Annotated in this window: 20 protein-coding genes, 1 tRNA gene and 1 pseudogene; 17 read left to right on the top strand and 5 right to left on the bottom strand. The window is 69.0% G+C overall.

What is annotated here, in order from left to right:
- The first annotated feature begins 48 nt into the window (after positions 1-48).
- Together GBB76_RS06320 and GBB76_RS06315 are read left to right on the top strand one after the other, a co-directional pair.
- Positions 49-1,428, top strand: coding sequence for a malonyl-CoA decarboxylase (locus tag GBB76_RS06320; RefSeq protein ID WP_152302514.1), 1,380 nt, complete (start codon positions 49-51; stop codon positions 1,426-1,428).
- Positions 1,429-1,526: 98 nt separating this feature from the next.
- Positions 1,527-2,744 carry a cyclopropane-fatty-acyl-phospholipid synthase family protein gene (locus GBB76_RS06315; protein ID WP_152302513.1) on the top strand — a complete coding sequence of 406 codons (1,218 nt, stop codon included), beginning with the start codon at positions 1,527-1,529 and terminating at the stop codon, positions 2,742-2,744.
- A gap of 33 nt (positions 2,745-2,777) precedes the next feature.
- On the opposite strand, the gene GBB76_RS06310 is transcribed toward GBB76_RS06315, so the two are convergent.
- Positions 2,778-3,419, bottom strand: coding sequence for a TetR/AcrR family transcriptional regulator (locus GBB76_RS06310; RefSeq protein WP_152302512.1), 642 nt, complete (start codon positions 3,417-3,419; stop codon positions 2,778-2,780).
- Positions 3,420-3,547: 128 nt separating this feature from the next.
- Between GBB76_RS06310 and GBB76_RS06305 the strand changes: the two genes are divergently transcribed.
- The 3 genes from GBB76_RS06305 (at position 3,548) to GBB76_RS06295 (ending at position 8,343) form a co-directional block, all read left to right on the top strand.
- Entirely contained in the window at positions 3,548-4,765 is a 1,218-nt protein-coding gene (locus GBB76_RS06305) for an HlyD family secretion protein (RefSeq protein ID WP_246669056.1), read from the top strand.
- 14 nt (positions 4,766-4,779) lie between these two features.
- Positions 4,780-6,363: a DHA2 family efflux MFS transporter permease subunit gene (locus GBB76_RS06300; protein WP_152302511.1), complete on the top strand. Its 1,584-nt coding sequence runs from the start codon at positions 4,780-4,782 to the stop codon at positions 6,361-6,363.
- Positions 6,364-6,777: 414 nt separating this feature from the next.
- On the top strand, positions 6,778-8,343 hold the full coding sequence (locus tag GBB76_RS06295) for a 2-isopropylmalate synthase (RefSeq protein WP_152302510.1): 1,566 nt from the start codon (positions 6,778-6,780) through the stop codon (positions 8,341-8,343).
- A gap of 66 nt (positions 8,344-8,409) precedes the next feature.
- On the opposite strand, the gene GBB76_RS06290 is transcribed toward GBB76_RS06295, so the two are convergent.
- The 3 genes and pseudogenes from GBB76_RS06290 to pabB all read right to left on the bottom strand — a co-directional run bounded on the left by GBB76_RS06290 (position 8,410) and on the right by pabB (position 11,348).
- Positions 8,410-9,216: an aminotransferase class IV gene (locus GBB76_RS06290; protein ID WP_152302509.1), complete on the bottom strand. Its 807-nt coding sequence runs from the start codon at positions 9,214-9,216 to the stop codon at positions 8,410-8,412.
- A 132-nt stretch (positions 9,217-9,348) separates the two neighbouring features.
- Positions 9,349-9,921 (bottom strand): annotated as a pseudogene (locus GBB76_RS06285) (aminodeoxychorismate/anthranilate synthase component II); the annotation flags it as partial.
- Positions 9,918-11,348 (bottom strand): aminodeoxychorismate synthase component I, encoded by a 1,431-nt coding sequence (gene pabB, locus GBB76_RS06280; RefSeq protein ID WP_152302507.1) that lies wholly within the window; start codon positions 11,346-11,348, stop codon positions 9,918-9,920. The pseudogene GBB76_RS06285 and the gene pabB, both read right to left, overlap by 4 nt.
- A gap of 241 nt (positions 11,349-11,589) precedes the next feature.
- On the opposite strand from pabB, the gene GBB76_RS06275 reads away from it, so the two are divergent.
- The 8 genes from GBB76_RS06275 to GBB76_RS06240 all read left to right on the top strand — a co-directional run bounded on the left by GBB76_RS06275 (position 11,590) and on the right by GBB76_RS06240 (position 17,856).
- Entirely contained in the window at positions 11,590-12,576 is a 987-nt protein-coding gene (locus tag GBB76_RS06275) for a tripartite tricarboxylate transporter substrate binding protein BugD (RefSeq protein WP_152302506.1), read from the top strand.
- Positions 12,577-12,667: 91 nt separating this feature from the next.
- Entirely contained in the window at positions 12,668-13,150 is a 483-nt protein-coding gene (locus GBB76_RS06270; protein ID WP_152302505.1) for a tripartite tricarboxylate transporter TctB family protein, read from the top strand.
- A gap of 15 nt (positions 13,151-13,165) precedes the next feature.
- A complete protein-coding gene (locus GBB76_RS06265; RefSeq protein WP_152302504.1) occupies positions 13,166-14,665 on the top strand; it encodes a tripartite tricarboxylate transporter permease in 1,500 nt (499 codons plus the stop codon).
- A 91-nt stretch (positions 14,666-14,756) separates the two neighbouring features.
- Positions 14,757-14,832, top strand: a tRNA-Lys gene (locus GBB76_RS06260).
- Positions 14,833-15,027: 195 nt separating this feature from the next.
- The gene (locus GBB76_RS06255) at positions 15,028-16,236 is read left to right on the top strand and encodes a GGDEF domain-containing protein (RefSeq protein WP_152302503.1); all 1,209 of its coding nucleotides are present in this window, start codon (positions 15,028-15,030) and stop codon (positions 16,234-16,236) included.
- Positions 16,237-16,323: 87 nt separating this feature from the next.
- Entirely contained in the window at positions 16,324-16,518 is a 195-nt protein-coding gene (locus tag GBB76_RS06250; RefSeq protein ID WP_202911175.1) for a hypothetical protein, read from the top strand.
- A gap of 79 nt (positions 16,519-16,597) precedes the next feature.
- Entirely contained in the window at positions 16,598-16,894 is a 297-nt protein-coding gene (locus GBB76_RS06245) for a hypothetical protein (RefSeq protein WP_152302502.1), read from the top strand.
- Positions 16,895-16,962: 68 nt separating this feature from the next.
- Positions 16,963-17,856 (top strand): transglutaminase family protein, encoded by an 894-nt coding sequence (locus GBB76_RS06240; RefSeq protein WP_152302501.1) that lies wholly within the window; start codon positions 16,963-16,965, stop codon positions 17,854-17,856.
- A 70-nt stretch (positions 17,857-17,926) separates the two neighbouring features.
- Here the strand turns inward: GBB76_RS06240 and GBB76_RS06235 are convergent, their stop codons facing one another.
- Positions 17,927-19,024, bottom strand: a complete 1,098-nt coding sequence (locus GBB76_RS06235) for an alkene reductase (RefSeq protein WP_152302500.1) — start codon at positions 19,022-19,024, stop codon at positions 17,927-17,929.
- 242 nt (positions 19,025-19,266) lie between these two features.
- Between GBB76_RS06235 and GBB76_RS18630 the strand changes: the two genes are divergently transcribed.
- The 4 genes from GBB76_RS18630 to GBB76_RS06220 all read left to right on the top strand — a co-directional run bounded on the left by GBB76_RS18630 (position 19,267) and on the right by GBB76_RS06220 (position 23,818).
- Positions 19,267-19,560: an RAG2 PHD domain containing protein gene (locus GBB76_RS18630; RefSeq protein WP_162375434.1), complete on the top strand. Its 294-nt coding sequence runs from the start codon at positions 19,267-19,269 to the stop codon at positions 19,558-19,560.
- Positions 19,561-19,630: 70 nt separating this feature from the next.
- Complete coding sequence (locus tag GBB76_RS06230; protein WP_162375498.1) at positions 19,631-20,608, top strand: dihydrodipicolinate synthase family protein; 978 nt, start codon at positions 19,631-19,633, stop codon at positions 20,606-20,608.
- Positions 20,609-20,858: 250 nt separating this feature from the next.
- Entirely contained in the window at positions 20,859-22,151 is a 1,293-nt protein-coding gene (gene pncB / locus GBB76_RS06225) for a nicotinate phosphoribosyltransferase (protein WP_152302498.1), read from the top strand.
- Positions 22,152-22,546: 395 nt separating this feature from the next.
- Positions 22,547-23,818, top strand: coding sequence for an SH3 domain-containing protein (locus tag GBB76_RS06220; RefSeq protein WP_152302497.1), 1,272 nt, complete (start codon positions 22,547-22,549; stop codon positions 23,816-23,818).
- The last annotated feature ends 15 nt before the right edge of the window (positions 23,819-23,833 follow it).

Genomic DNA, 23,833 nt, shown 5'->3' with positions numbered 1-23,833 from the left:
CGCGACCTGCTTCGCGCGGCCCGGCTCGGGCCACCGGCGAGGGCGACCATGGACGGCGGAACCAGCTTCTTCGGCGATCTGCTCGGCTCCATCGCCGAGCGCGGCCGCTCTCTGCTCGATCTCGGCCGCGAGCGCCGGCCGGCCGGCGCCGTGCGCGCGGCCGGCGTGGCGGAACTGTGCGAGCGGCTGCTGACGGGGCAGGGGGAAGCGTCCGGCGTCGCGCTGGCGCGCGAGATCCTCATCGCCTATCGCGGGCTGAAGACCGGCGAGCGCATCGCCTTCTTCGAAACCCTGATGCTCACCTTCGGCCCGGACGCGGCGCGGCTGGACAAGGCCGTCGCCGCCCATTTGGCCGCGCCGGGCGGGCGCTCGGTCGCCGAACTGCACGCGGCCAGCGAGCCGCGCCGCCAGCAACTGATCCGCCGGCTCAACCTCGCGCCGGGCGCGACCGCCCAGCTTGTCGCCATGCGCGCCGATCTTCTCGAATCCCTGCCGCGCCGCCCCGATCTTGCCGAGGTCGACCGCGACTTTACCCACCTCTTCGCCTCCTGGTTCAACCGAGGATTTCTCGTGCTCCGCCGGATCGACTGGTCGACGCCCGCCAATGTCCTGGAGAAGATCATCCGCTACGAGGCGGTGCACGAGATCCGGGACTGGAACGACCTGCGCGCACGCGTCGATTCGCCGGACCGGCGCTGCTACGCCTTCTTTCATCCCGCGCTGGTCGACGAGCCGCTGATCTTCGTGGAGGTGGCGCTGACCCGCGAGGCGCCTGACGCCATCGCCCCGATCCTCGACGCCCGACGCACCCCGCTCGACCCGCAGGCGGCGCGCACCGCTGTCTTTTATTCGATCTCGAACTGCCAGAGGGGGCTGGGCGGCGTCACCTTCGGCAATTTCCTCATCAAGCAGGTGGTGGAGGAAATCTCCCGCGAGTTCCCGGCGCTGCGCCACTTCGTGACGCTCTCGCCGGTGCCGGGCTTCCGGGGCTGGCTCGACGCCGAGATCGCCGGCGAGACCTCGCTCGTCGTCACCGCCGAGGACCGCGCGGCGCTGGCGCCGCTCGCCGCCGGCGTGCCGGACGAGGCCGCGCGCGCGGCGGCGCGCCCGGTCGTCGAGGCTCTCGCGGCGCATTATTTCCTGGTCGCCCGCACGGCCAAGGGCAAGCCGATCGACCCGGTGGCGCGCTTCCATCTCGGCAACGGCGCCCGGCTGGAGCGTATCAATGCCTTCGGCGACCTCTCGCCGCGCGGCATGAGCCAGGCCTACGGGCTGATGGTCAATTACCGCTACGTGCTGGAAGACATCGAGAAGAACCACGAGGCCTTCTTCGACCGCGGCGCCATCGTGGCGAGCCCTCAGGTCAAGAAGCTGCTGCGCGCGGACAGCCAGCAGACGCTGCCCGCATTGCGCGAGGGCGCGGGGTAGGGGCACCGTCAACCGCCGGCGGGCTCGATCCTTGACACGACCGCCCGCCCTGTGCCCGATGCCGGCAGGCTAATCTTGTCGGGCGTGCGGAGCGTTCCATGCGGTTTCTTCCCCATCTGCTGAAGCGTTTCGTGCACAAGGGGCAGCTCGTCGTCATCGAGCCGGGCGGGCAGCGCGTCTATTTCGGCAGTGGCGAGGGCGGGCCGAGCGTCGTCATGCGGCTGCACGACGACAAGCTCGACCGCGAGCTGTTCTTCAATCCCGAGCTGGTGGCGGCCGAGGCCTATATGGATGGCCGGCTCACCTTCGAGGACGGCTCGACCGTCTACGACTTCCTCTACCTGTTCTCGATCAACCGGCGCGGCCTCGCCTCGCACCCGGTGCAGCAGGCGCTGCGGCGCAGCTGGCGGGCGCTGAAGCGCTGGCACCAGTCCAACCCGCTCGGCCGCTCGGCCAAGAACGCCCAGAGCCATTACGACCATCCCCCGGAATTCTACCGGCTCTGGCTCGACAGCCGGATGATCTATTCCTGTGCCTATTTCCCCACCCCCGACGCCTCGCTGGAAGAGGCGCAGGAGGCCAAGCTGCGCCACATCGCGGCCAAGCTGAAGCTGGAGCCCGGCATGCGGGTGGCCGAGATCGGCTCGGGCTGGGGCGCGCTCGCCATCTATCTCGCCCAGCTCGGCGTGCACGTCACCGCCATCAACGTCGCCACCGAGCAGCTCGCCGAATCGCGCAAGCGCGCCGAGGCGGCGGGCGTGGCCGACCGCATCACCTTCTTCGAGCGCGACTATCGCGAGCTGACCGGCACTTACGACCGCGTCGTTTCCGTCGGCATGATGGAGCATGTCGGCGTCAATCATTTCGACGAGTATTTCGGCACCATCAAACGCCTGCTGGCGCCCGGCGGCTTCGCCATGATCCACGCCATCGGCCGCATGTCGCCGCCCGGCTCGACGGCGCCGTTCATCCGCAAATACATCTTCCCCGGCGGCTATGTGCCGGCGATGTCGGAGGTGTTCACCTCGCTGGAGCGCGTGGGGCTGTGGACCGGCGACTGCGAGATCCTGCGCCTGCACTATTACTGGACCATCCGCCACTGGCGGGTGAACTTCGAGGCTAGGCGCGCCGAGGTGGTGGAGATGATGGGCGAGCGCTTCGCCCGCATGTGGGAGTTCTATCTTGTCGCGGTCGAGCTCGGCTTCCTGCACGGCTCGAACATGGTCTACCAGCTCCTGCTCTCCAACGAGCGCGACGACGTGCCGGTCATCCGCGACTTCATCGTCGACGAAGAGCGCGCGCTGGCAAGGCGATAACCTCTTCATCCCGGCCGAGAGCCGGGATGACGGTCAACGGTCGGTGCCGTAGGCGGCGAGGAACACGCGCACCGCGCGCTCGACATGCGCCTCGATCTGCGCAAGCGTCGGCTGCTCGCCGACGCCGAACAGCAGGCCCTTCACGGCGTTGCTCTGGCACATGTTGAGGAACAGGAACGCCGCCTCCAGATCGTCGTCGATGTCGAGGCGGCCGAGATCGGCCTGCCGGCGCAGCAGCCCGGCGAGGCGCTGTCCGCCATGGCAGGGGCCGGCGTCGAAGAAGGTGCGGCCGACACGCGGGAATTTCTCCGCCACTGCGATGACCATGCGGATCAGCCTGATGTGGTCGGGCTGCACCATCATGGTCATGAAGGAGACGCCGATGCGCCGCAGCAGCGTGGCCACGTCGTCGATCGACGGGTCGACCTCGAACAGGTGCTCGGCCGAGCGGGCGCGGTCGTTCTGCACCAGCGCCTCGAACAGCTCTTCCTTGCTGGCGAAGTAGACATAGATCGTCGCCTTGGAGACGCTGGCGGCGCGGGCCACCTCGTCCATGCTGGCGCCGTCGAATCCCTTGTCGAAGAAGACGCGGCGGGCGCCATCGATGATGTCGCGGCGCTTGGCGGATTCGACGTCGGCGCGCGGCGCGACGGTCTCCGTGTCGATGGTGCTCATTCCTGCCTCCCGGCACCCCTGATAGGGCGATCCGGCCATCCTTGTCAAAGCAGTTGACTAAACTGTTTAGTTTGATATGTAAAGCGAGAATTGAACTGAACGGTTTAGTTGCGAGAGCGGAGGGCGGCATGGCCAAGGCGGATATCAAGATCGCGGACGTCAAGGTCGCGGACATCGAGATGGCGGACGCGGCCCGGGCGGAGCGGCCGCGCGGCAGCGATCCGGTGCCGCTCACCTCGCGCCGGCCGAATGTCCCGGCGCCGGTGGCGGACGCCCCGCCGGCCGCTGCGGATCAGCCCGCCCGCCCGCCGCGTTCGCGCCGCAAGGCGGTCATCGGCGCGGTGCTGGCGCTGGTTCTGACGGGGAGCGGCTATTACGGCCTCGACTGGTGGCGCACCGGCCGCTTCCTGGTCTCGACGGACGACGCCTATGTCGGCGCCGATACCTCGGTCCTCGCCGCCAAGGTCGCGGGCCATATCGTCGCTATGGAGGTCGACACCAACCAGCCCGTCAGGGCAGGGGACGTCATCGCCCGCATCGACGACGGCGACTACCGGCTGGCGCTGCAGGCGGCCGAGGGCAAGATCGCCACCCAGCAGGCGGCCATCGACCGCTTCGGCCAGCAGATGGAGGCGGCACGCGCCGGCATCGATCAGGCGCGGGCGCAGCTTGTGGCCGACCAGGCCGAACTGAACCGCACCCAGCTCGAATTCGACCGCCAGTCCGAACTGGTGAAGTCGCAATATTCCAGCCGCGCCACGCTCGACAATGCCCGCGCCGACCGCGACAAGGCGCAGGCCTCCGTCGACGCCGCCCGCGCCTCGCTGGTCTCCGCGCAGGCCAATGTCGCCGTGCTCGATGCCCAGCGCACCGAGGCGATGCGGGTGCTCGACGAGTACCGCACCGCCCGCGATCAGGCGCAGCGCGACCTCGACTTCACCGTGGTGAAGGCGCCGTTCGACGGCATCGTCGGCAACCGCGCGGTGCAGGTCGGCCAGCTGGTTCAGGCCGGAACCCGGCTCGCCGCTCTGGTGCCGATCTCGCAGGTCTATGTCGACGCCAATTTCAAGGAAACCCAGCTCGGCCGGCTGCACAGCGGCCAGAAGGTCGACATCGAGGTCGACGCCTATCCCGACGAGGATTTCCACGGGCGCGTGGTGAGCGTGGCGCCGGCCTCGGGCTCGGTGTTCAGCCTGCTGCCGCCGGAGAACGCCACCGGCAACTTCACCAAGATCGTCCAGCGTGTGCCGGTGCGGATCGAACTCGACGAGGCCGCCCGCGCCAAGGCCGAGCTGCGCCCGGGAATGTCGGTGGTCGCCACCGTCGACACCCGCAGCGCCGAATAGGCGGGGGCGCCACCATGTCCGACATCACCGCAGGAACGGCACCGGCAGCGGCACCGCGCGCGGCCTCCTCCGAGGGGCGGCGCATGTTCGCCTTCCTGTGCATGGTGTTCGGCATGTTCATGGCGATCCTGGACATCCAGATCGTCTCCGCCTCGCTCGCCGAGATACAGGCGGGCCTCGCCGCCTCCTCGGATGAAATCTCGTGGGTGCAGACCAGCTACCTCATCGCCGAGGTGGTGATGATCCCGCTTTCGGGCTTCCTGTCGCGGGCGCTGTCGACGCGCTGGCTGTTCGCCGCCTCGGCGGTCGGCTTCACCTTCATGAGCTTCATGTGCGCGACGGCGACCTCGATCAACGAGATGATCGTCTACCGCGCGCTGCAGGGCTTCCTCGGCGGCGGCATGATCCCGACCGTGTTCGCGGCAGCCTATTCGGTGTTTCCGCGCGAGAAGCAGGGCGTCGTCGCGCCGCTGATCGGGCTGGTGGCGACGCTGGCGCCGACCATCGGCCCGACCATTGGCGGCTATCTCACCGACCTGTTCTCCTGGCACTGGCTGTTTCTGGTCAACATCATCCCCGGCATCTTCGTGGTCGTCACCACGGTCACGCTGGTGGATTTCGACGAGCCCGACCTCGCACTGCTCGACCGCTTCGACTGGTGGGGCCTCCTCTTCATGGCGGGCTTCCTCGGCAGCCTCGAATTCGTGCTGGAGGAGGGGCCGACCAATGACTGGTTCGAGGATCGGGCGATCTTCGTTTTCGCCCTCGTCGGCGTGTTCTCGGCGGTCGCCTTCTTCGCCCGCGTTTTCATGGCGCGCGAGCCGGTGGTGGACCTGCGCGCCTTCGCCAACCGGAATTTCGCGGTCGGCTCGGCCTTCTCCTTCGTGGTCGGCATCGGCCTTTACGGGCTGACCTATCTCTACCCGCTCTATCTGGCGCGGGTGCGCGGCTACTCCGCGCTGATGATCGGCGAGACGATGTTCGTCTCCGGCCTCGCCATGTTCCTGTGCGCGCCCATCGCCGGGCGGCTGATGGGCAAGGTCGATCCGCGCGCGATGATCGCCTTCGGCTTCGGCGCCTTCGCGATCGGCACCTGGCAGGTCACGGGGATCACCAAGGACTGGGACTTCTGGGAACTGCTGATCCCGCAGATCCTGCGCGGCGTCGGCATCATGATGGCGATGATCCCGATCAACAACGTGTCGCTCGGCACGCTGCCCCTGGCCCAGCTCAAGAACGCCTCCGGCCTGTTCAACCTGATGCGCAATCTCGGCGGCGCGGTCGGCCTGGCGCTGATCAACACCGTTCTCAATGACCGTTGGGACCTGCATCTGGCACGCCTGCACGAGAACGTCCAGTGGGCCAGCGCCGCCGCCGTGGAGCGCCTCGATTCGATGACGCACGCGCTCGGCGCGCTGGGTTCCGACGCCGAGGCGGCGGCGCTGAAGCGGCTGGCGGGGCAGGTGCGCATTCAGGCGGAGGTGATGGCCTTCTCCGACGTCTTCCTGGTGCTCACCGTGCTGTTCGCCCTGCTGCTGGTCGCCTCGCCGCTGATGAGCCGCCCCGCGCGCGGCGCCGGCGGGGGAGGCGGGCACTGAGGGGGGCGCGGCAGGCATTGGTCATCCCGGCCGAGCAGAGCGAGAGCCGGGATCGCGTCCCGCGCCTCCTGCCGACGATCCCGGATCGGCCTCTGGCCGTCCGGGAGGACGATTTTCCCCCGCCCTTGCCGACCGACCCGCAGTCGGGTAAACAGCGCCGGAGAGAGCAACCTCGCGAGAGCCGCCGTGACGATGTCGTCCGCCCGCCGCTTTGCCGCGACCCCGACCGCCCTGCGGTTTCCGGGGAAGGTTCTGCTCGCGTCCGGCCTCCTTCTTCTTAGCCGCCCCTGAGGGCCGGCCGGGCATCATGCCTGGGCGCTCAGGGGACGACGCCTCACACTCCGCCGACCAGACCATTCGCGCCGGATGAAGCCTTGGGCTCCCGGCCGCAGGACGCCGAGAAGGAAGCCTTTCATGTCCATCGATCACGACCGCGTCGTCATATTCGACACCACCCTGCGCGACGGCGAGCAGTGCCCCGGCGCCTCCATGACGCTGGAAGAAAAGCTGGAAGTCGCCGACCTGCTCGACACCATGGGCGTCGACGTCATCGAGGCGGGCTTCCCCATCGCCTCCAATGGCGATTTCGAGAGCGTCGCCGAGATTGCCCGCCGCACGAAGAACGCGGTGGTCGCCGGCCTCGCCCGCGCCATTCCCGCCGACATCGCCCGCGCCGGCGAGGCGGTAAAGGGCGCGCGCCGCCCGCGCATCCACACTTTCGTGTCGACCTCGCCGATCCATCTCGAGCACCAGATGCGCAAGTCGCAGGATCAGGTGATCGACATCATCACCGCCACGGTGACGCAGGCGCGCAACCTGATCGACGATATCGAATGGTCGGCGATGGACGCCACCCGCACGCCGATCGACTATCTCCAGCGCTGCGTGGAGACGGCGGTGAAGGCCGGCGCCACCACCATCAACCTGCCCGACACGGTCGGCTACGCCACGCCCGGCGAATATGAGGCGATGTTCCGGCAGGTGCGCGCCTACCTCATGGAGCGGGTGCCGAACGGCGACAAGATCGTCTTCTCCGCCCATTGCCATGACGATCTGGGCCTCGCCGTCGCCAATTCGCTGGCCGCTCTGGCCGGCGGCGCGCGGCAGATCGAATGCACCGTCAACGGCCTCGGCGAGCGCGCGGGCAATGCGGCGCTGGAAGAGGTGGTGATGGCGATCAGGACGCGCGGCGACGTGCTGCCCTTCGCCACCGGCATCGAGGCGACCATGCTGACCCGCGCCTCCAAGCTGGTCTCGGCGGTGACGTCCTTCCCGGTGCAGTACAACAAGGCCATCGTCGGCCGGAACGCCTTCGCCCATGAGAGCGGCATCCATCAGGACGGCATGCTCAAGAACAACACCACCTACGAGATCATGACCCCCGACAGCGTCGGCGTGTCCAAGACCTCGCTGGTGATGGGCAAGCATTCCGGCCGCGCCGCCTTCCGCGACAAGCTGAAGGCGCTGGGCTACGAGCTGGGCGAGAACGCGCTGAACGATGCGTTCAGCCGCTTCAAGGAACTCGCCGACCGCAAGAAGGTGGTCTATGACGAGGACATCGAGGCGCTGGTCGATCACGAGATCGCGGCTGCCCATGACCGCGTAAAGCTGGTGTCGCTGACGGTGATCGCCGGCACCCACGGCCCGCAGCGCGCCACCATGAAGATGGAGGTCGACGGCGTCGTCATCACCGAGGAATCGGCCGGTAACGGCCCGGTGGACGCGACCTTCAACTGCATTCAGGCGATCATGCCGCATTCTGCCAAGCTGGCGCTCTATCAGGTGCATGCCGTCACCGAGGGCACGGACGCGCAGGCCGAAGTGTCGGTGCGGCTGGAGGATGGCGACAAGGCCGTGACCGGGCGCGGTTCCGACCCCGACACGCTGGTCGCCTCGGCGCAGGCCTACATTATCGCCCTCAACAAGCTGGCGACCAAGCGTGGCAGTTTGAACGCGCAGGCGCAGCCCGCCGCCGAGTGAGGCGGGCAGGATCAGCGCGGACGGACTGAAGGACAGGCGGCGCGGGGTTCACCCTCCGCGCCGTTTCTATGTCGGCGCCAGCGGCACGCCGCATTCGCGCGCGACCTGGGCGGCGAGAGCCTCCATCAGCGCGTCGACCGCGCCGTCGCGGGCGAGCAGGGCGCCGTTGACCGAGCGCACCGGCCGGATGAAGCGCACCGAATTGGTCAGGAACACCGCATCAGCGCCGATCAGCGCGGCGGGCGACAGCGGGCGCTCCTCCACCGCGAGGCCTAGCGCGGGAGCGGCCTCGATCACCAGGGCCCGCATGATGCCGGGCAGGCAGCCCTCGCCGAGCGAAGGCGTGATCAGCCGGCCGGCGATCAGCACGAAGAGATTGGCGATGGTGGTGCAGGCGACGCGGCCCTGCGTGTTGAGGATCAGCGCGTCGTCGACCCCGGCGCTCGCGGCCTCGCGGGCGGCGAGGATATGGTCGAGATAGCCGAGCGTCTTCAGATTGGCGGTAGGCGAGAATTCGTTGCGCCGCCCGCTCGCGGTGACGAGCCGGGCCGGCTGGCCGAGCAGGGCCGGGCTCCACGGCGTCGTCGTCACCACCACGGTCGGCGTGCCGGTGCTGGTCGGCCACAGGCCGCGCGCGGCGCTCCCGCGCGTCAGCGTGGTGCGCAGGATGGTCGGCGCCGGCTTGAGTGCGGCGTCGATGGCCTTCTCGATGCGCGCGCGCTCCGCCGCGATACCGATGGCCTCGCCCGCCGCCATCAGCCGGTCGAGATGGCGCGCGCGGGCGAAGACGGTGCCGTTAAGGGCCAGCGCGGTGTCGAACACGCCGTCGCCGAGCGTGAAGCCGCGATCCTCGATGGAGACGGTTGCCACCATCTACCTCTCCCCCAGGGGTAGAGGTCGGCCCACAGGGCCGGGTGAGGGGCGATCGCCGACCGGATCGGAGAGCGCGACCCCCCTCACCCCAGCCCTCTCCCCGCCGGGGTGAGGCAGCAGCAGGCCGGGCCGGCGGAATTCCCGCGCCAGCTTGAGGAAGTTGGCGAGAATGTCGTAGCCGTGCTCCGTCAGCACCGATTCCGGGTGGAACTGCACGCCGTAGGTCGGGTGCGCGCGATGGGCGAGGCCCATGATCTCGCCATCCTCGCTCCAGGCGGTGGCGACGAGCGGCGCCGCCGCGTCCAGCTCGACCGCCAGCGAATGGTAGCGCCCGGCGGGAAAGGGCGAGGGCAGGCCGGCGAACACGTTGCGCCCCTCATGGCGCACCTGCGAGGCGCGCCCGTGCATCGGCTCCTTCGCCCGCACCACGCGCCCGCCGAAGGCCTGCCCGATGCACTGGTGGCCGAGGCAGATGCCGAGGATGGGCAGCCGGCCGGAGAGGGCGCGCACCGCCTCGAGCGAGACGCCCGCCTCGTTCGGCGAGCAGGGGCCGGGCGAGATCACCAGCGCCTCCGGTGCCAGCCTTTCGATGGCGGCGAGGTCGAGCGCGTCGTTGCGCTCGACCTCGACCTCCTCGCCGAGTTCGGCGAGGTAGCGCGCCACGTTGAAGACGAAGCTGTCGTAATTGTCGATCAGCAGGATCATGCCGGCGCCTCCGGCGTGAAGGCGCGGAACAGGCGCTCGGCCTTGGTCAGGCTCTCGGCGTGCTCGGCGGCCGGATCGGACAGGGTGGTGATGCCGCCACCGACACCGAAGCTCGCTGCGCCGTGCTCCACCGTCACCGTGCGGATGGCGATGTTGAGGTCGATGGTGCCGTCGAAGCCGATATAGCCGATGGAGCCGCAATAGACCCCGCGCGCCCGGCCTTCCAGCTCGCGGATGATCTCCATGGCGCGGATCTTCGGTGCCCCGGTGATCGAGCCGCCGGGGAAGGAGGCGGCGATCAGGTCCAGCCCGTCGCGGCCCTGCGCCAGTTCGCCCGTCACCACCGAGACGAGGTGATGCACATTGGCGTAGGTCTCCAGCCCGCACAGGCGCGGCACCTTCACCGTGCCCGGCCGGCACACGCGCGAGAGATCGTTGCGCAGCAGGTCGACGATCATCACGTTCTCGGCGCGGTCCTTCTCGCTCGCCGTCAGCTCGCGGCCGCGAAAGGCGTCGAGCGTCGGCTCCACCGAGCGCGGCACTGTGCCCTTGATCGGGCGGGTCTCCACCTCGCGGCCGGCGATCTTCACGAATCGTTCGGGCGAGGAGGAGGCGATGATGCGGTCCTCGTTGACGATCAGCGCGGCGAAGGTCGCCGGGTTGGCGCGGCGAAGCTGCTCGTAGAGGGCGAGCGGGTCGACCTCACCCAGTTCGGCCTCGAAGCGCTGGGTGAAGTTGGCCTGGAAGATGTCGCCGGCGCGGATGTAGTCGATCACCCGCGCCACGGCGGCCTTGTAGCCTGCGGCGTCGAAGTTCGAATGCCAGTCCCCCGCCACCACCGGCGCGCCGGGGGCGGCCTCAGGCGTGGCGAGGCGGGCGGTGGCGTCGGCCAGACGCTCCTGCGCCCGCCGCGCCCGGCGGGCGGGATCGGCTTCCGGCCAGCCGGTGGAGACGAGGAAGGCGCGCTCGGCCACCACGTCGAAGGCGACGACCAGATCGTAGAAGCCCAGATCGATCTCGGGGCCCTCGCTCTCCGGCCCTTGGCCGGACTCCGGCTGCGGGGCGGGGAAGCGGTCGAACAGGCGGCCGGCCTCATAGGCGAAATAGCCGGCGGCTCCCGCCTGAAAGCCGGCCCCGCCCGGCAGCCGGGGCTGCGCATAGGCCGCCAGCCGGGCGCGCAGCGCCGCCAGCGGCGGCGCGCTCTCGCGCTCGCCGTTCCAGCGCGCCACGCCGGCCTCGACCCGGAAGCGGCCGAAGGGCTCGGCCATGACATAGGACCAGCGCCCGAGGAGAGGATGGCGCATTGCGCTGTCGAGGAAGGTCAGGCCCGCCACCGGCGCGCCCTCGCGCCGCGCGAGCCGGCGCGCCGCCTGCCAGGGATCCTGCCAGGCGATTTCGACGACGAGGGGAGGCGGCTCCTGAATCATGCCCCGAATATGGAACGTCGCGGCGCGGCTTCCTAGGGTCCCGCTGCGCCGCGCACGCGGTAGACATGCGGTAGCGTCGAACCGGCGCGGCTCTTGTGCGTTGCGAGGTAAGCGTTTCCGTCGAAAGAGAGGCTTGACGGTTGGGTAAGCCGATGATGGCCTAGGCAAAACAACGGAAGGCGGTCGCCCTTGGGCGGACGTCAGCGCGGGTAACGCACACAACACGTCTCGGGAGGGACATATGAAGAGTTTCAAGGGAGCCGCCGTCGCGATCGCGGCACTGGCGCTTGCGGTCGTGCCGTTCGCCGATGCCAAGGCGCAGGACTTTCCCAGCCGGCCGGTCACCATGGTCGTGCCCTTCGCGGCCGGCGGCCCGACCGACACGGTGGCGCGCCTCGTCGCCGAATCCATGTCGCGCACGCTCGGCCAGCAGGTCGTTGTGGAGAATGTCGGCGGCGCCGGCGGCACCCGCGGCGCTGGCCAGGTGGCGAAGGCCAACCCCGACGGCTACACGATCCTCCTGCACCATATCGGGCAGGCGACCTCGGCCACGCTCTACCGCAAGCTGCCCTACAATGTGCTGACCGACTTCGAGACCGTCGGCCTGGTCACCGACGTGCCGATGACCATGATCGGCAAGTCGACGCTGCAGCCCAAGGACGCCGCCGAGCTTATCGCCTATGTGAAGGACAAGAAGGACGCGGTGATCTACGGCAATGCCGGCGTCGGTTCCGCCTCGCATCTGTGCGGCATGCTGTTCATGTCGGCGCTGGGCACGCAGATGACCACCGTTCCCTATCAGGGCACGGGCCCGGCGATGAACGACCTCGTCGGCGGCCAGATCGACCTGATGTGCGACCAGACCACCAACACCACCGGCCAGATCAAGGCCGGCAAGGTGAAGGCCTATGGCGTCACCACCAAGCAGAAGGTGAAGTCGCTGTCCGACATCCCGACCCTCGACTCCGCCGGCCTTCCCGGCTTCGAGGTTGCGGTGTGGCACGGCATGTACGCGCCCAAGGGCACGCCGAAGGCCGAGATCGACAAGCTGAACGCCGCTCTCGTCGCCGCGCTGCAGGACCCCAAGGTCATCGCCCGCTTCGCCGATCTCGGCACCGAGCCGGTCGCGCTCGACCGCGCCACGCCGGAGGTGCACAAGCAGTTCCTCGCGGCCGAGGTGGCCAAGTGGAAGCCGGTGATCGAGCAGGCCGGCGTGTTCGCCGACTGACGACAGACCTGTTCGCCTCCCCGTCCGCCGCGCTGGCGCAGAGCCCGCGCGGCGGACGTTCTTCCTCATCCCCCGTCCCGGGAAGGGCTCCATGACGCGCTTCGTCAAAAGTCCGAAGGATGTCGCCAGCGGCATCCTGCTGATCCTGCTGGCCGCCTTCTTCGCCTGGCAGGCGCTCGACCTGCCGATGGGACGGGCCATCCGCATGGGGCCCGGCTATTTCCCGATGATCCTCTCGGCGCTGCTCGCCCTCTTCGGGCTGATCGTGCTGATCGGTGGTCTGACCGTTCCCGCGCCGGAGGACGACGAGGGCATCCGCTTCACCCGCTGGCCGTGGCAGGCGCTGGGGCTGGTGACGCTGGCGGTGGTGGTGTTCGGCCTCGGCATCCGTCCGCTCGGCCTCGGCCCCTCCATGGGGCTCGCCGTGTTCATCTCGGCGCTGGCGAGCCGGCGCTTCAACATCGTGACCGGCCTCGCCTCGGCGCTGATCATGGTCGCGTTTTCCTGGGCGGTGTTCATCAAGGGCCTCGGCCTGCCGCTTCCCCTGCTCGGCCCCTGGCTGGGCGGCTACTGATCGGGAGCGTCACCCTTGGAAATCTTCGACAATCTGGCGCTCGGCTTCTCCGTCGCCGTCACCTTCCAGAACATCTTCTACTGCTTCATCGGCGTGCTGCTGGGGACGCTGATCGGCGTGCTGCCGGGGCTCGGCCCGGTGCCGACCATCGCCATGCTGCTGCCGATCACCTTCGGCCTGCCGCCGGTCTCGGCGCTCATCATGCTGTCCGGCATCTATTACGGCGCGCAATATGGCGGCTCGACCACGGCCATCCTCATCAACCTGCCGGGCGAGAGTTCCTCGGTGGTCACCGCCATTGACGGCTACCAGATGGCGCGCAAGGGGCGCGCCGGCGCGGCGCTGGCCACGGCGGCGCTGGGCTCCTTCTTCGCCGGCTCGGTGGCGACCTTCCTGCTCGCCGTCTTCGCCCCGCCGCTGGCCGATCTCGCGCTGAAATTCGGCCCGCCGGAATATTTTGCGCTGATGGTGCTCGGCCTCGTCGCCTCGGTGGCGCTGGCCGCCGGCTCGGTGGTCAAGGCGCTGGCCATGGTGGTGCTCGGCATCCTGCTCGGCCTGTCGGGGCAGGACGTCTACACCGGCACGCCGCGCTTCACCTTCGACATGCTGGAACTCGCCGACGGCATCGAGTTCGTGGCGCTGGCGATGGGCGTGTTCGGCATTGGCGAGATCGTGCGCAACCTCGAGGACGAGCACATGCGCAAGGTTCTGGTGCAGAAGGTGAAGGGCCTCCTGCTCTCCAGGGAGGACATAAAGCGGATCGTCGGCCCGATCCTGCGCGGCACCTTCCTCGGCTCCTTCCTCGGCATCCTGCCGGGCGGCGGGGCGATCCTGTCCTCCTTCGCCGCCTATTCGATCGAGAAGAAGATCTCGCGCCATCCCGAGCAGTTCGGCAAGGGCGCCATCGAGGGCGTGGCGGGGCCGGAAGCGGCCAACAATGCCGGCGCGCAGACCTCCTTCATCCCCATGCTCACCCTCGGCATCCCGTCCAACCCGGTCATGGCGCTGATGATCGGCGCGCTGATCATCCAGGGCATCGTGCCGGGGCCGAATGTGGTGAACGAGCAGCCGAACCTGTTCTGGGGCATCATCGCCTCGATGTGGATCGGCAATTTCATGCTGGTGGTGCTGAACCTGCCGCTCATCGGCATGTGGGTGCGGCTGCTCACCGTGCCCTATCACATCCTGTTCCCGCTCATCGTCGGCTTCTGCTGCATCGGCGTCTACAGCGTGAACAACAATGCCCTCGACGTCTTCACCATGGCCCTGTTCGGGCTGGTCGGCTACGTGCTGGTGAAGCTCGACTGCGAGCCGGCGCCGCTGCTGCTCGGCTTCATCATCGGGCCGATGCTGGAGGAGTATCTGCGCCGCGCCATGCTGATCTCGCGCGGCGATCCGACCGTCTTCGTCACCCGGCCGATTTCCGCGACCATGCTGGCGCTGGCCGTGCTGGCGCTGGCCGTGGTGCTGCTGCCCTCCGTGCGGCGCCGGCGCGAGGAGGCGTTTAAAGAATGAGGATGACGGGCCGTCACGGTATGGACACGTCCGAATCCCTCTGCTACACGACCCCCCGTTCGCGGCGCCACGGCCTCGCGACACCCGGTACGGGCGCATAGCTCAGTTGGTAGAGCAGCTGACTCTTAATCAGCGGGTCCTAGGTTCGAGCCCTAGTGCGCCCACCACTTTCTCCCGATAGTGGTCTTCCTGTTCCGGATGCGGCGTGATGCCGACGCCGTCCCGGCCATGCGCCCAGCGCATCGGTGCAGGGTATGTGCGCATTCAATTTCCATCCCATTCCCTGAACGACGATATATGCTCGCGGTGCGAAGCGGCGCGCACCGGCGCGCCGGCGCCCTCGGAGACGCGATGCCCGGCCCATGTTCCAGTGGATCGACAGCGTTGATACGCCTCTGCTGATCGTCGATATCCGCGCGTCGCTCATCGTCGCGGCGAATCCGACGGCGCGTGCCTTTTTCGACGGGGCCTTCGACCGCCCGCTGCCGCTGCCGCTGGCCGACATTATCAAGGTCAGCGGCTCGGTGCCGTGGTCCGAGCTGACCACGCCGGAGCTGGACGGCCGGGCGCGGGCCTTCCCGATGCTGCTGGCCGGCCACGACAAGCTGTTCCATTGCAGCATCCGGCCGCTGACCGACACCCATCACGTGATCAACCTGATGCCGGCGGTCGGGCGCGATTTCCAGAACACCCTGCTGGAAATTCTCGACGACCTGCCGGTGGGGATCGAGATCTACAACAGGGACCTGATCGGCACCTTCTACAACAAGGCCTCCGACGAACTCTTCCTCTACGACCAGAAGCCGATCGTCCATCATGACGATTGGTGGGAATTCGGCTTCCCGGACCCGCAGGAGCGCGCCGCCGCCCGGGCGGAATGGAAGGCGAAGACCGAGATGTCGCGCCAGAATCCCTCGGCGGTGCAGTACAGCGAGTGGAAGGTCCGCTGCAATGACGGCTCCACCCGCAACGTCCAGTTCCGCTATCGCTGGGTGCGCGATCACTACGTGCTCGCCCTGTGGGACGTCACCATGGAGCGCGAGACCGAGCGCCAGTTGCGCCAGCTCGCCGTCTCCGATCCGCTGACCGGCCTGTGGAACCGCCGGCGGCTGGTCGAGGACGGCCATCGCGCGCTGGCTCTGGGTCAGTCCGAGGGCTCGACCTGTTCGCTGCTGATGCTCGATCTGGATCGCTTCAAGCAGATCAATGACAGCCTCGGCCACGCGGCGGGCGACGAGGTGCTGCGGGCGGTGGCCGAGCGCGGGCTCACCCAGTTGCGGCGCGCCGACATCATGGCGCGCATCGGCGGCGAGGAGTTCGCCGTGCTGCTGCCGCGCACCAGCGCCGAGGACGCCCGCGCCATCGCCGTGCGCGTCCTGGAGGCGCTGAGCGCGCCGATCGCCCTGTGCGACGGCACCGTCATCGAGGTCACGGCGAGCATCGGCGTCACCGCCACCGGCCCGGAGGATGTGGATTTCGCCGCCGTGATGCGCCGCTGCGATCAGGCGCTCTACGAGGCCAAGTCGGACGGGCGCAACCGTATCGTGATGCATCCGCCGGCGGCACCCTAATAGGGCCATGTTCGGGGAGGATGCTTGCCGGTTCGGGGCGCTTCGCCCCTCGCTCGCTGGGAGGCCGCCATTCCCGACCCTACATCCATGCTCTGCGCCCATTGCCAGCGTTGCGGGCGCCGCTCGGCGCTCGGGCGGGCCGATACCGACGCGATTGAGGCGCACACGGCGGACGAAGCGCCGCCGCGCCTGCGCTGCGACATGTGCGGCGGGCGGCGGGTGAAGCTGTTCCACGCGCGCGGCCCCACCGAAATGCTGGCCTTCCTCACCGGCCGCATCTAGCCGCGCCGAACCAATCGGCCCCGATCGCGTTGACCCGCCAGAGAGGGCGCGCAGGGCGCCGGCGACGAGGGTGGATAAGATGGCGGCATCGAAGAACGGCAACGGCATTCACGGCAGCGGGGCGGAAGATCCGCCGGCCGCCGCTTCACCCGTCTCGGAGTCCCCCACCGCTCAGCCGGCCGCCGCGCGCTCAAGCCGGATTTCCAGCCGGCCGGGGCGCGCCGGGCCCGGCAACCCGGCGCTTCGGGCGGCCGCCCGGGAACAGGACGTCGGCGAGGCCATTGCGGCCGACCGCCCGGCGCGCACATATTCCTTCGGTACCGTCGTGACGGCCGGGCTGCTGGGCTTCGTGCTCGGCCGCCTGTTCACGCGCTGAACGCGCCGGCGGACATCGGCCGGGCGACGCCCCCACGCCGCTCGGCGAACGCATTCTGGAAGGCATCCATGCAGACCCTCGCCGTTCGTCACGTCACCCGGTACAGCTACGCCAACCCCGTCGTCTTCCAGCCGCACCGGCTGATGCTGCGCCCGCGCGACAGCCATGATCTGCGTCTGGTCGGGGCCAGCCTCGTGCTCTCGCCGCACGCCAATGTGCGCTGGGTGCATGACGTGTTCGGCAATTCCGTCGCTCTCGTCGACTTCCTCGAGCCGGCCAGCGAGCTGACGATCGAAAGCGTGCTGACCATCGAGCGCTTCGGTTCCGGCGGGCTGGTGTTCGAGCTGGACGAGAGCGCCCAGACCTACCCCTTCGTCTACTCCTCCGACGACCGCATCGATCTCGGCCGCATGCTGGACTGCCACTATCCCGACCCCGGCGGCGAGCTGGAGGCATGGGCCAAGGGCTTTGTGGCCGGCCGCTCGACCGACACGATGGCGCTGCTGACGGATATCAACAACGGCATCCATCAGGGCTTCAGCTATGCCATGCGGCATGAGGAGGGCACCCAGTCGCCGCAGGAGACGCTGAGGCTCGGCACCGGCTCGTGCCGCGACTTCGCGCTGCTGCTGATCGAAGCGGCGCGCGCGCTCGGCTTCGGCGCCCGTTTCGTGACCGGCTATCTCTACGACCCCGCTCTCGACGGCGACTCCCCGGCCGTGGTCGGCGCCGGCGCCACCCATGCCTGGGCGGACATCTACCTGCCGGGCGCCGGCTGGGTCGAGTTCGATCCGACCAATGCGAGCATCGCGGCCGACAACCTCATCCGCGTGGCGGTGACGCGCGACCCCAGCCAGGCGGTGCCGGTGGCGGGCGGCTTCACCGGCGGCGTGGGCGACTATCTCGGCATGACGGTGGATGTGTCGGTGCGCTCGGTCGAGCCGGAGCCGCTGGCGGCCTAGCCGGGTTGCCGATCACACAAAAAAGGCCCGCCGCGAGGCGGGCCTTTGCGTTTGTGGCGTCCGGCGTGCGTCAGGCGCCCGCGCCCTCCAGCGCCGGATAGTCGGTATAACCCTTGGCGCCGCCGCCATAGAGCGTGTCGCGGTCAAGCTCGTTGAAGGCCGCGTCCCGGCGCAGCCGCTCCACCGCGTCGGGCGAGGAGACGAATGCCTTGCCGAAGGCGACAAGGTCCGCCTTGCCGCTGGCGACCGCCGCCTCGGCCATGGCCTTGTCGTAGCCGTTGTTCACCATCCAGGTGCCGCTGAAGCGCTTGCGCAGCGCCTCGAAGTCGAAGTCCGGCACGATGTCGCGCGGGCCGCCGGTGGCGCCCTCGATCATGTGGACATAGACCGGGCGGAAGCTCTCCACCACGTCCATCACATGATTGAACAGCGCCTGCGGGTTGCTGTCCGACAGGTCGTTGGCCGGCGTGACCGGCGAGAGGCGCAGGCCGGTGCGCTCGGCGCCGATCTCGGCGGTGACGGCCGCCAGCACTTCCTTGAGGAAGCGCGCGCGGTTCTCGATCGAGCCGCCATAGGCGTCGGTGCGCTTGTTGGCGCCGTCGCGCAGGAACTGGTCGATGAGGTAGCCATTGGCGCCGTGCAACTCCACGCCGTCGAAGCCGGCGCGGATGGCGTTGGCCGACGCCTTGCGGAAGTCGTCGACGATGCCGGGGATTTCCTCAAGCTCCAGCGCGCGCGGCTCCTCGGTCTCGGCGAAGCCATTGTTCACATAGGTCTTGGTGTTGGCGCGCACCGCGGAGGGGGCCAGCGGCGCCGCGCCGCCGGGCTGAAGCGAGCGGTGCGAGACGCGCCCGACATGCCAGAGCTGCACATAGATGTGACCGCCCTTGGCGTGCACCGCGTCGGTGATGCGCTTCCAGCCTTCCACCTGCGCGTCGGTAAAGACGCCCGGCGTGTCCTGGTAGCCCTGCGCGGTGGCGGAGATCTGCGTCGCCTCGGTGACGATGAGGCCGGCGGAGGCGCGCTGGCCGTAATACTCGACGGCGAGCGGGGAGGGGACGAGGCCGGCACCGGCGCGGTTGCGCGTCAGTGGGGCCATGACAATGCGGTTCGACAGCTCGACGCCGCCGAGGCGGTAGCGGTCGAAAAGGGACGGTTGGGTGGTCATGGGATGTCCTGTCCTGAAGAAGGAGCGTTAGCTTTCGAGGAACATTTAAGCATTCACCCCCGTCTTCCAAGAGATACCGTCGCGGCGTGGCTGCAATGCAACATCTGCATGGGATCGGTCGACAGGGCGGTTTATGCGGGCTTTACGTTCAGGCCCGCCAACTCACATCGAAATCCAATCCGGCCCTGTCTAGCTTCCATCACGCGGCGCACGCATCGCGCCGCTCATTCTCGATGGAACCCATGCGCACACTCGAAAAGCGCCTGTTGAACCCGCAAACGCACCTTCCTGCCTCCTCGCGCGGTTCGGCGCGCCTCGTCCGGATGGCAGTGCGGAAAATCGCCGTCGCCGTCCATCACCTGCACTTCCTGGTCGGTCAGGACCGACAGGGGCACTGGCTCGCGGTCGAGCGCCACGGCCTCGCCGGCGGGATATTCGCCACCCGGGAAGCCGCCCTGCGCTATGCGAGGGACGAAAGCCAGCGCCGCCCCGGAACCGTCCGGCTCACGCGCCGCACCATCGCCTTCCGCATCTGACACCGGCCGCCTCGCCGGGAGCGCCCCGCTGCCGGCGGGGCGGCCACGCGCTGACGCAGGAGGTAAGCCCATGTTCAGCGGAATTCTCACCACGCTTCTGACGCCCTTCGACGGCGCCGAGATCGACGAAAGCGCCTTCGCCGCGCTCGTCGACTGGCAGCTTGCCGAAGGGGTCGACGGGCTGGCGACCTCAACCATCGCCGGCGAGGGGCCCACTCTGTCGCCGGCCGAGCGCTATCGCCTCTGCCGCATCGCCGTGGAGGTGTCGGCCCGGCGAGTGCCGGTGCTGGCGGCGACGGGCACCAACGGCACGGCCGCGACCATCGAGCTGACGCGCGCGGCGCGCGCCGCCGGCGCCTCGGCGGCCATCCTTGTCGCGCCCTACTACAACAAGCCCTCGCAGGAGGGCATCTTCCGCCATGTCGAGGCGGTGGCGCGGGCGGTCGACCTGCCGCTGATCGTCGAGAACGTGCCGACGCGCACGAATAGCGTCATCGCACCCTCGACCATCGAGCGGCTGGCGCGCCTGCCCGGCGTCGTCGGCTTCGTCGACGCGGCGGTCGATCCGCAGCAGATGCGGGACAATGCGCTGGCCTGCGGCGACCGGCTGGCGACGCTGGCGCCGCGCGAAGGCGCGATGCTGGTGGGGCACAGGGTGAGCGGCTGCCTGTCGCTGGCGGCCAATGTCGCGCCCTCGCTGTGCCGGGACGCCTGGGAGGCCGGCTTTGTCGACCCGCGCGCCTCGGCCGAACGGCCGTCGCCGGCGACCCACCTGCGCGAGCTTTACCGCGCGCTCGACCTGGAATCCGAGCCGATCGCCGCGAAATACGCCCTGTCGCTGCTGTGGCCGGGTTTCGATCCCCAACCCCGGCTGCCGCTCGCCCCGGCCCGCGAGGAGACCTGCGCGCAGATCCGCGTGGCGCTGTCCCGCCTGTCGGCGGCTCTCGACGCGATGCCGCCAGAGGCGGACGGCGACGCCTCGGCGCGCCGCCGCCCGCTTTCCGTTGCGGCGCCGGACGCCGCGAGATCGGCGGTCCCGCCGTCATGAAAGCCCTTGCCTGGATGTTCCTCATGTCCCCTCGCACATCCCGCTACTCCCATGGCCGCGGCGTCCTCACCCGGCTCGCGGTCACGCTCTCGCTGGTCCTTGCAGTGGCGATGATCATCTCCTGGCTCAGCCGGGGCTGACCGGGCGGTGGCACCCCCCAACGGATTCGCTCGCGCCGGACGTTCGCGCGGCCTGCAATTTCGCGCCGCTTGCTCTAGAAGGGGGAGGCCGGGCAAACGGGGCCTTCCGCATGATCGACATCGCCACGCGCGTCTACAACCACACCTGGAAAATCGACCCCATCGTGCGTTCCGTGCTGGACACGGATTTCTACAAACTGCTGATGGCGCAGACGATCTACCGTCGGCATTTCCACACCCGCGTCACCTTCGGCATCATCAACCGCACGAAGAGCGTGCGCATCGCCGATTTCGTCGACGAGGGGGAACTGCGCGAGCAGCTCGACCATGTGCGCACGCTGTCGCTCACGCGCGGGGAGAGCACCTGGCTGCGCGGCAACATGTTCTATGGCAAGCGGCAGATGTTCTCGCCGGACTTCATCGCCTGGCTCGAGGGCTTCCGCTTCCCCGCCTATCACCTCGAAAAGCGTGATGGCCAATATGAACTGACCTTCGAGGGGCCGTGGATCGAGACCACCATGTGGGAGATCCCCGCGCTCGCCATCATCAACGAGCTGCGCTCGCGCGCCGTGCTGCGCAGCATGGGCCGCTTCGAGCTTCAGGTGCTCTATGCGCGCGCCATGACGCGGGTATGGGAGAAGGTGGAGCGGCTGAAGGCGCTGGGGGGCGCCAGCGTCGCCGATTTCGGCACCCGCCGCCGGCACGGCTTCCTGTGGCAGGACTGGTGCGTGCAGGCGGTGATGGAGGGACTGGGCGAGCGCTTTCTCGGCACCTCGAACTGCCTCATCGCGCTGCGCCGCGAGGTGGAGGCCACCGGCACCAACGCCCACGAACTGCCCATGGTCTATGCCGCGCTGGCCGACACCGACGCGGCGCTGGAGCAGGCGCCCTATCGCGTGCTGGCCGACTGGCAGCAGGACTATCAGGGCAACCTTCTGGTCATCCTGCCGGACACCTTCGGCACCAGCGGCTTCCTCGCCGACGCGCCGGACTGGGTGGCGAACTGGACCGGCATGCGCATCGACAGCAAGGAGCCGATCGAGGGCGGCGAGGAGGCGATCGCCTGGTGGCGCGCACGCGGGCAGGACCCGACGCAGAAGCTCGCCATCTTCTCCGACGCGCTCGACGTCGAGGACATCGAGCGCATCTACCGCCATTTCCAGGGACGCGTGCGCATGGGATTCGGCTGGGGCACGCTGCTCACCAACGACTTCCGCGGCTTCGCGCCGGAGGGGCGGCTCGACCCCATCTCGATCGTCTGCAAGGTTATTTCGGCGGATGGGCGGGCGACGGTAAAGCTGTCCGACAACCCGACAAAGGCGATGGGGCCGGCGGAGGAAATCGCCCGCTATCGCCGAATCTTCGATTCGGCTCCCGAGCCGGCGCGGGCGGTGCTGGTCTAGAGCGCCGCCATACCGGGCAACTCCTTGTAGGTATTATAATAAATTGCCGATGCCAGAAGGCCGATTCGGCCCAGAGTTGCCGCATTCTTTGTTCATAAGGAAATTTCCGGCATGTGACATTCTTGCATCAAGTACTATTTTGTCGGTAATGTGCGGCTCGTCGCATTCGAAGACGGGTTACGGAACGCGGTCATCCTCCTCCGGGAGGGTGCCCTGAACGGACTGGAAGCAACGCATGCGAAGTGGTCAGCGCCTCGTCACCGACCCGATCCCGAATGTGTCTGGCTGTTGCCGGCCCACTTTCCGGTCCGCGTGCCGAGCCGATGCCGACGCCTTCCCGGCGGTTCTCCCGCCGGTCCTTGCTTCCCGTCGTGTAGCGTAGAGTTCCCCGCGCCATGCCAACCTCATCACAAGAGCCGCGTGGTCCCGGGCTCTCATCGTCGCTGGTCACTGACTTTCGGGCGATCCTCAGTTCCCTTGAGCAGGAGAAGGCGGTCCAGCCGGGCGCCCCGGAGCCGCGCGAACGTCCGGCCGCAGCCGTTCCGCTGCCGTCGCGCGCGTCGGCCGATGCCGCCAACCCGGCGGCGGCTTCCACGCCGCGCCCTTATGGCGAGGTGCGCGAGCGCATTGCCGCTCTCGGCGATGTCGGCGACCTTCTGAACCGTCGTTCTGTCGGCGCGCCCGGTACCGGCGCCCGGCCGGCGACGGGCGCTGGCGCGGCGGCCGACAGCCAGCCGCGCCGCCGCAGCTTCGGCGCCGCCGCGCGTGCATCGGGCGAGGCGGAGGGGCGGCGCAAGCGCAACTCCTCCAAGGACATCATCACCTGGCAGCGCCTTGGCGCGCTCGCCATCTTCATCGCGGTGGTCGGCGGCGGCGCGGTGCTGCTGCAGTCGCTTGCCGCGCGCGAGGAGGCCAAGGTCGCCGACGAGGTGATCGGTAACGCGGCGGTGGCCAGCGTGGCGCCCTCCGTGCCCGTTCCGGCGGCTGCGGCTCCGGCGCAGCCGACCGCCGTCCAGACGGCCCAGCTCCAGCAGGCCGCGCCGACGCATAGCGCGCCGTCCTCGGTTACGCCGTCGCCGGATTCCCTTGCGGATAATCTGCCGCCTCTCCTCCGTGACACGGCCTCGCCCTTCGACGCCAGCGCGCCGGTCGCGGTGACGGCCTTCGCCGCGCCGGCCACGGCCGCCCGCTCGGTCGTCGCCCCCGCTGCCGTCGAGCCTGAACCCGTCGCGGTCCCGGCCGTCGTGCCTGAATCCGTCGCGGCCCCGGCTGTCGTGGCGACGCCGGCTCCCAAGCCGGTTGCGCTGCCCAAGGAAGCGCCGCTTCCGCCGGCCCGCCCGGCTGTGGCGAGCGCCGAGGCCGCTCCCGCGCGCGCCGCTGCCGAACCCGAGACCGCGGACGAGGCTGAAGCGCAATCCGGCTTCGGCGGCGATCCGGTCGGTACCGCGACCATCCGTTCGTCGGTCACGATGCGCGTCGCGCCCAAGCGCGGCTCGGCGGCGGTCGGCAACCTTTCCGCCGGGCAGAAGGTCGAACTCGTCGCCTGCCATGGCTGGTGCGAGGTCATTGCCGAGGGCAAGCGCGGCTTCATCTACAAGAGCTTCGTCAACGCCGGAACCTCCGCCCGCGTCGAGACTGAAGCCGAGGCGGACGCCGCGACCCAGTGAGCGGCGCGGTAACAC

It is taken from the genome of Ancylobacter sp. TS-1 (genome assembly GCF_009223885.1).
GTDB lineage: Bacteria > Pseudomonadota > Alphaproteobacteria > Rhizobiales > Xanthobacteraceae > Ancylobacter.
The sequence above is the reverse complement of the archived record's forward strand: the minus strand, read 5'-3'. Positions and strand labels throughout refer to the sequence as shown.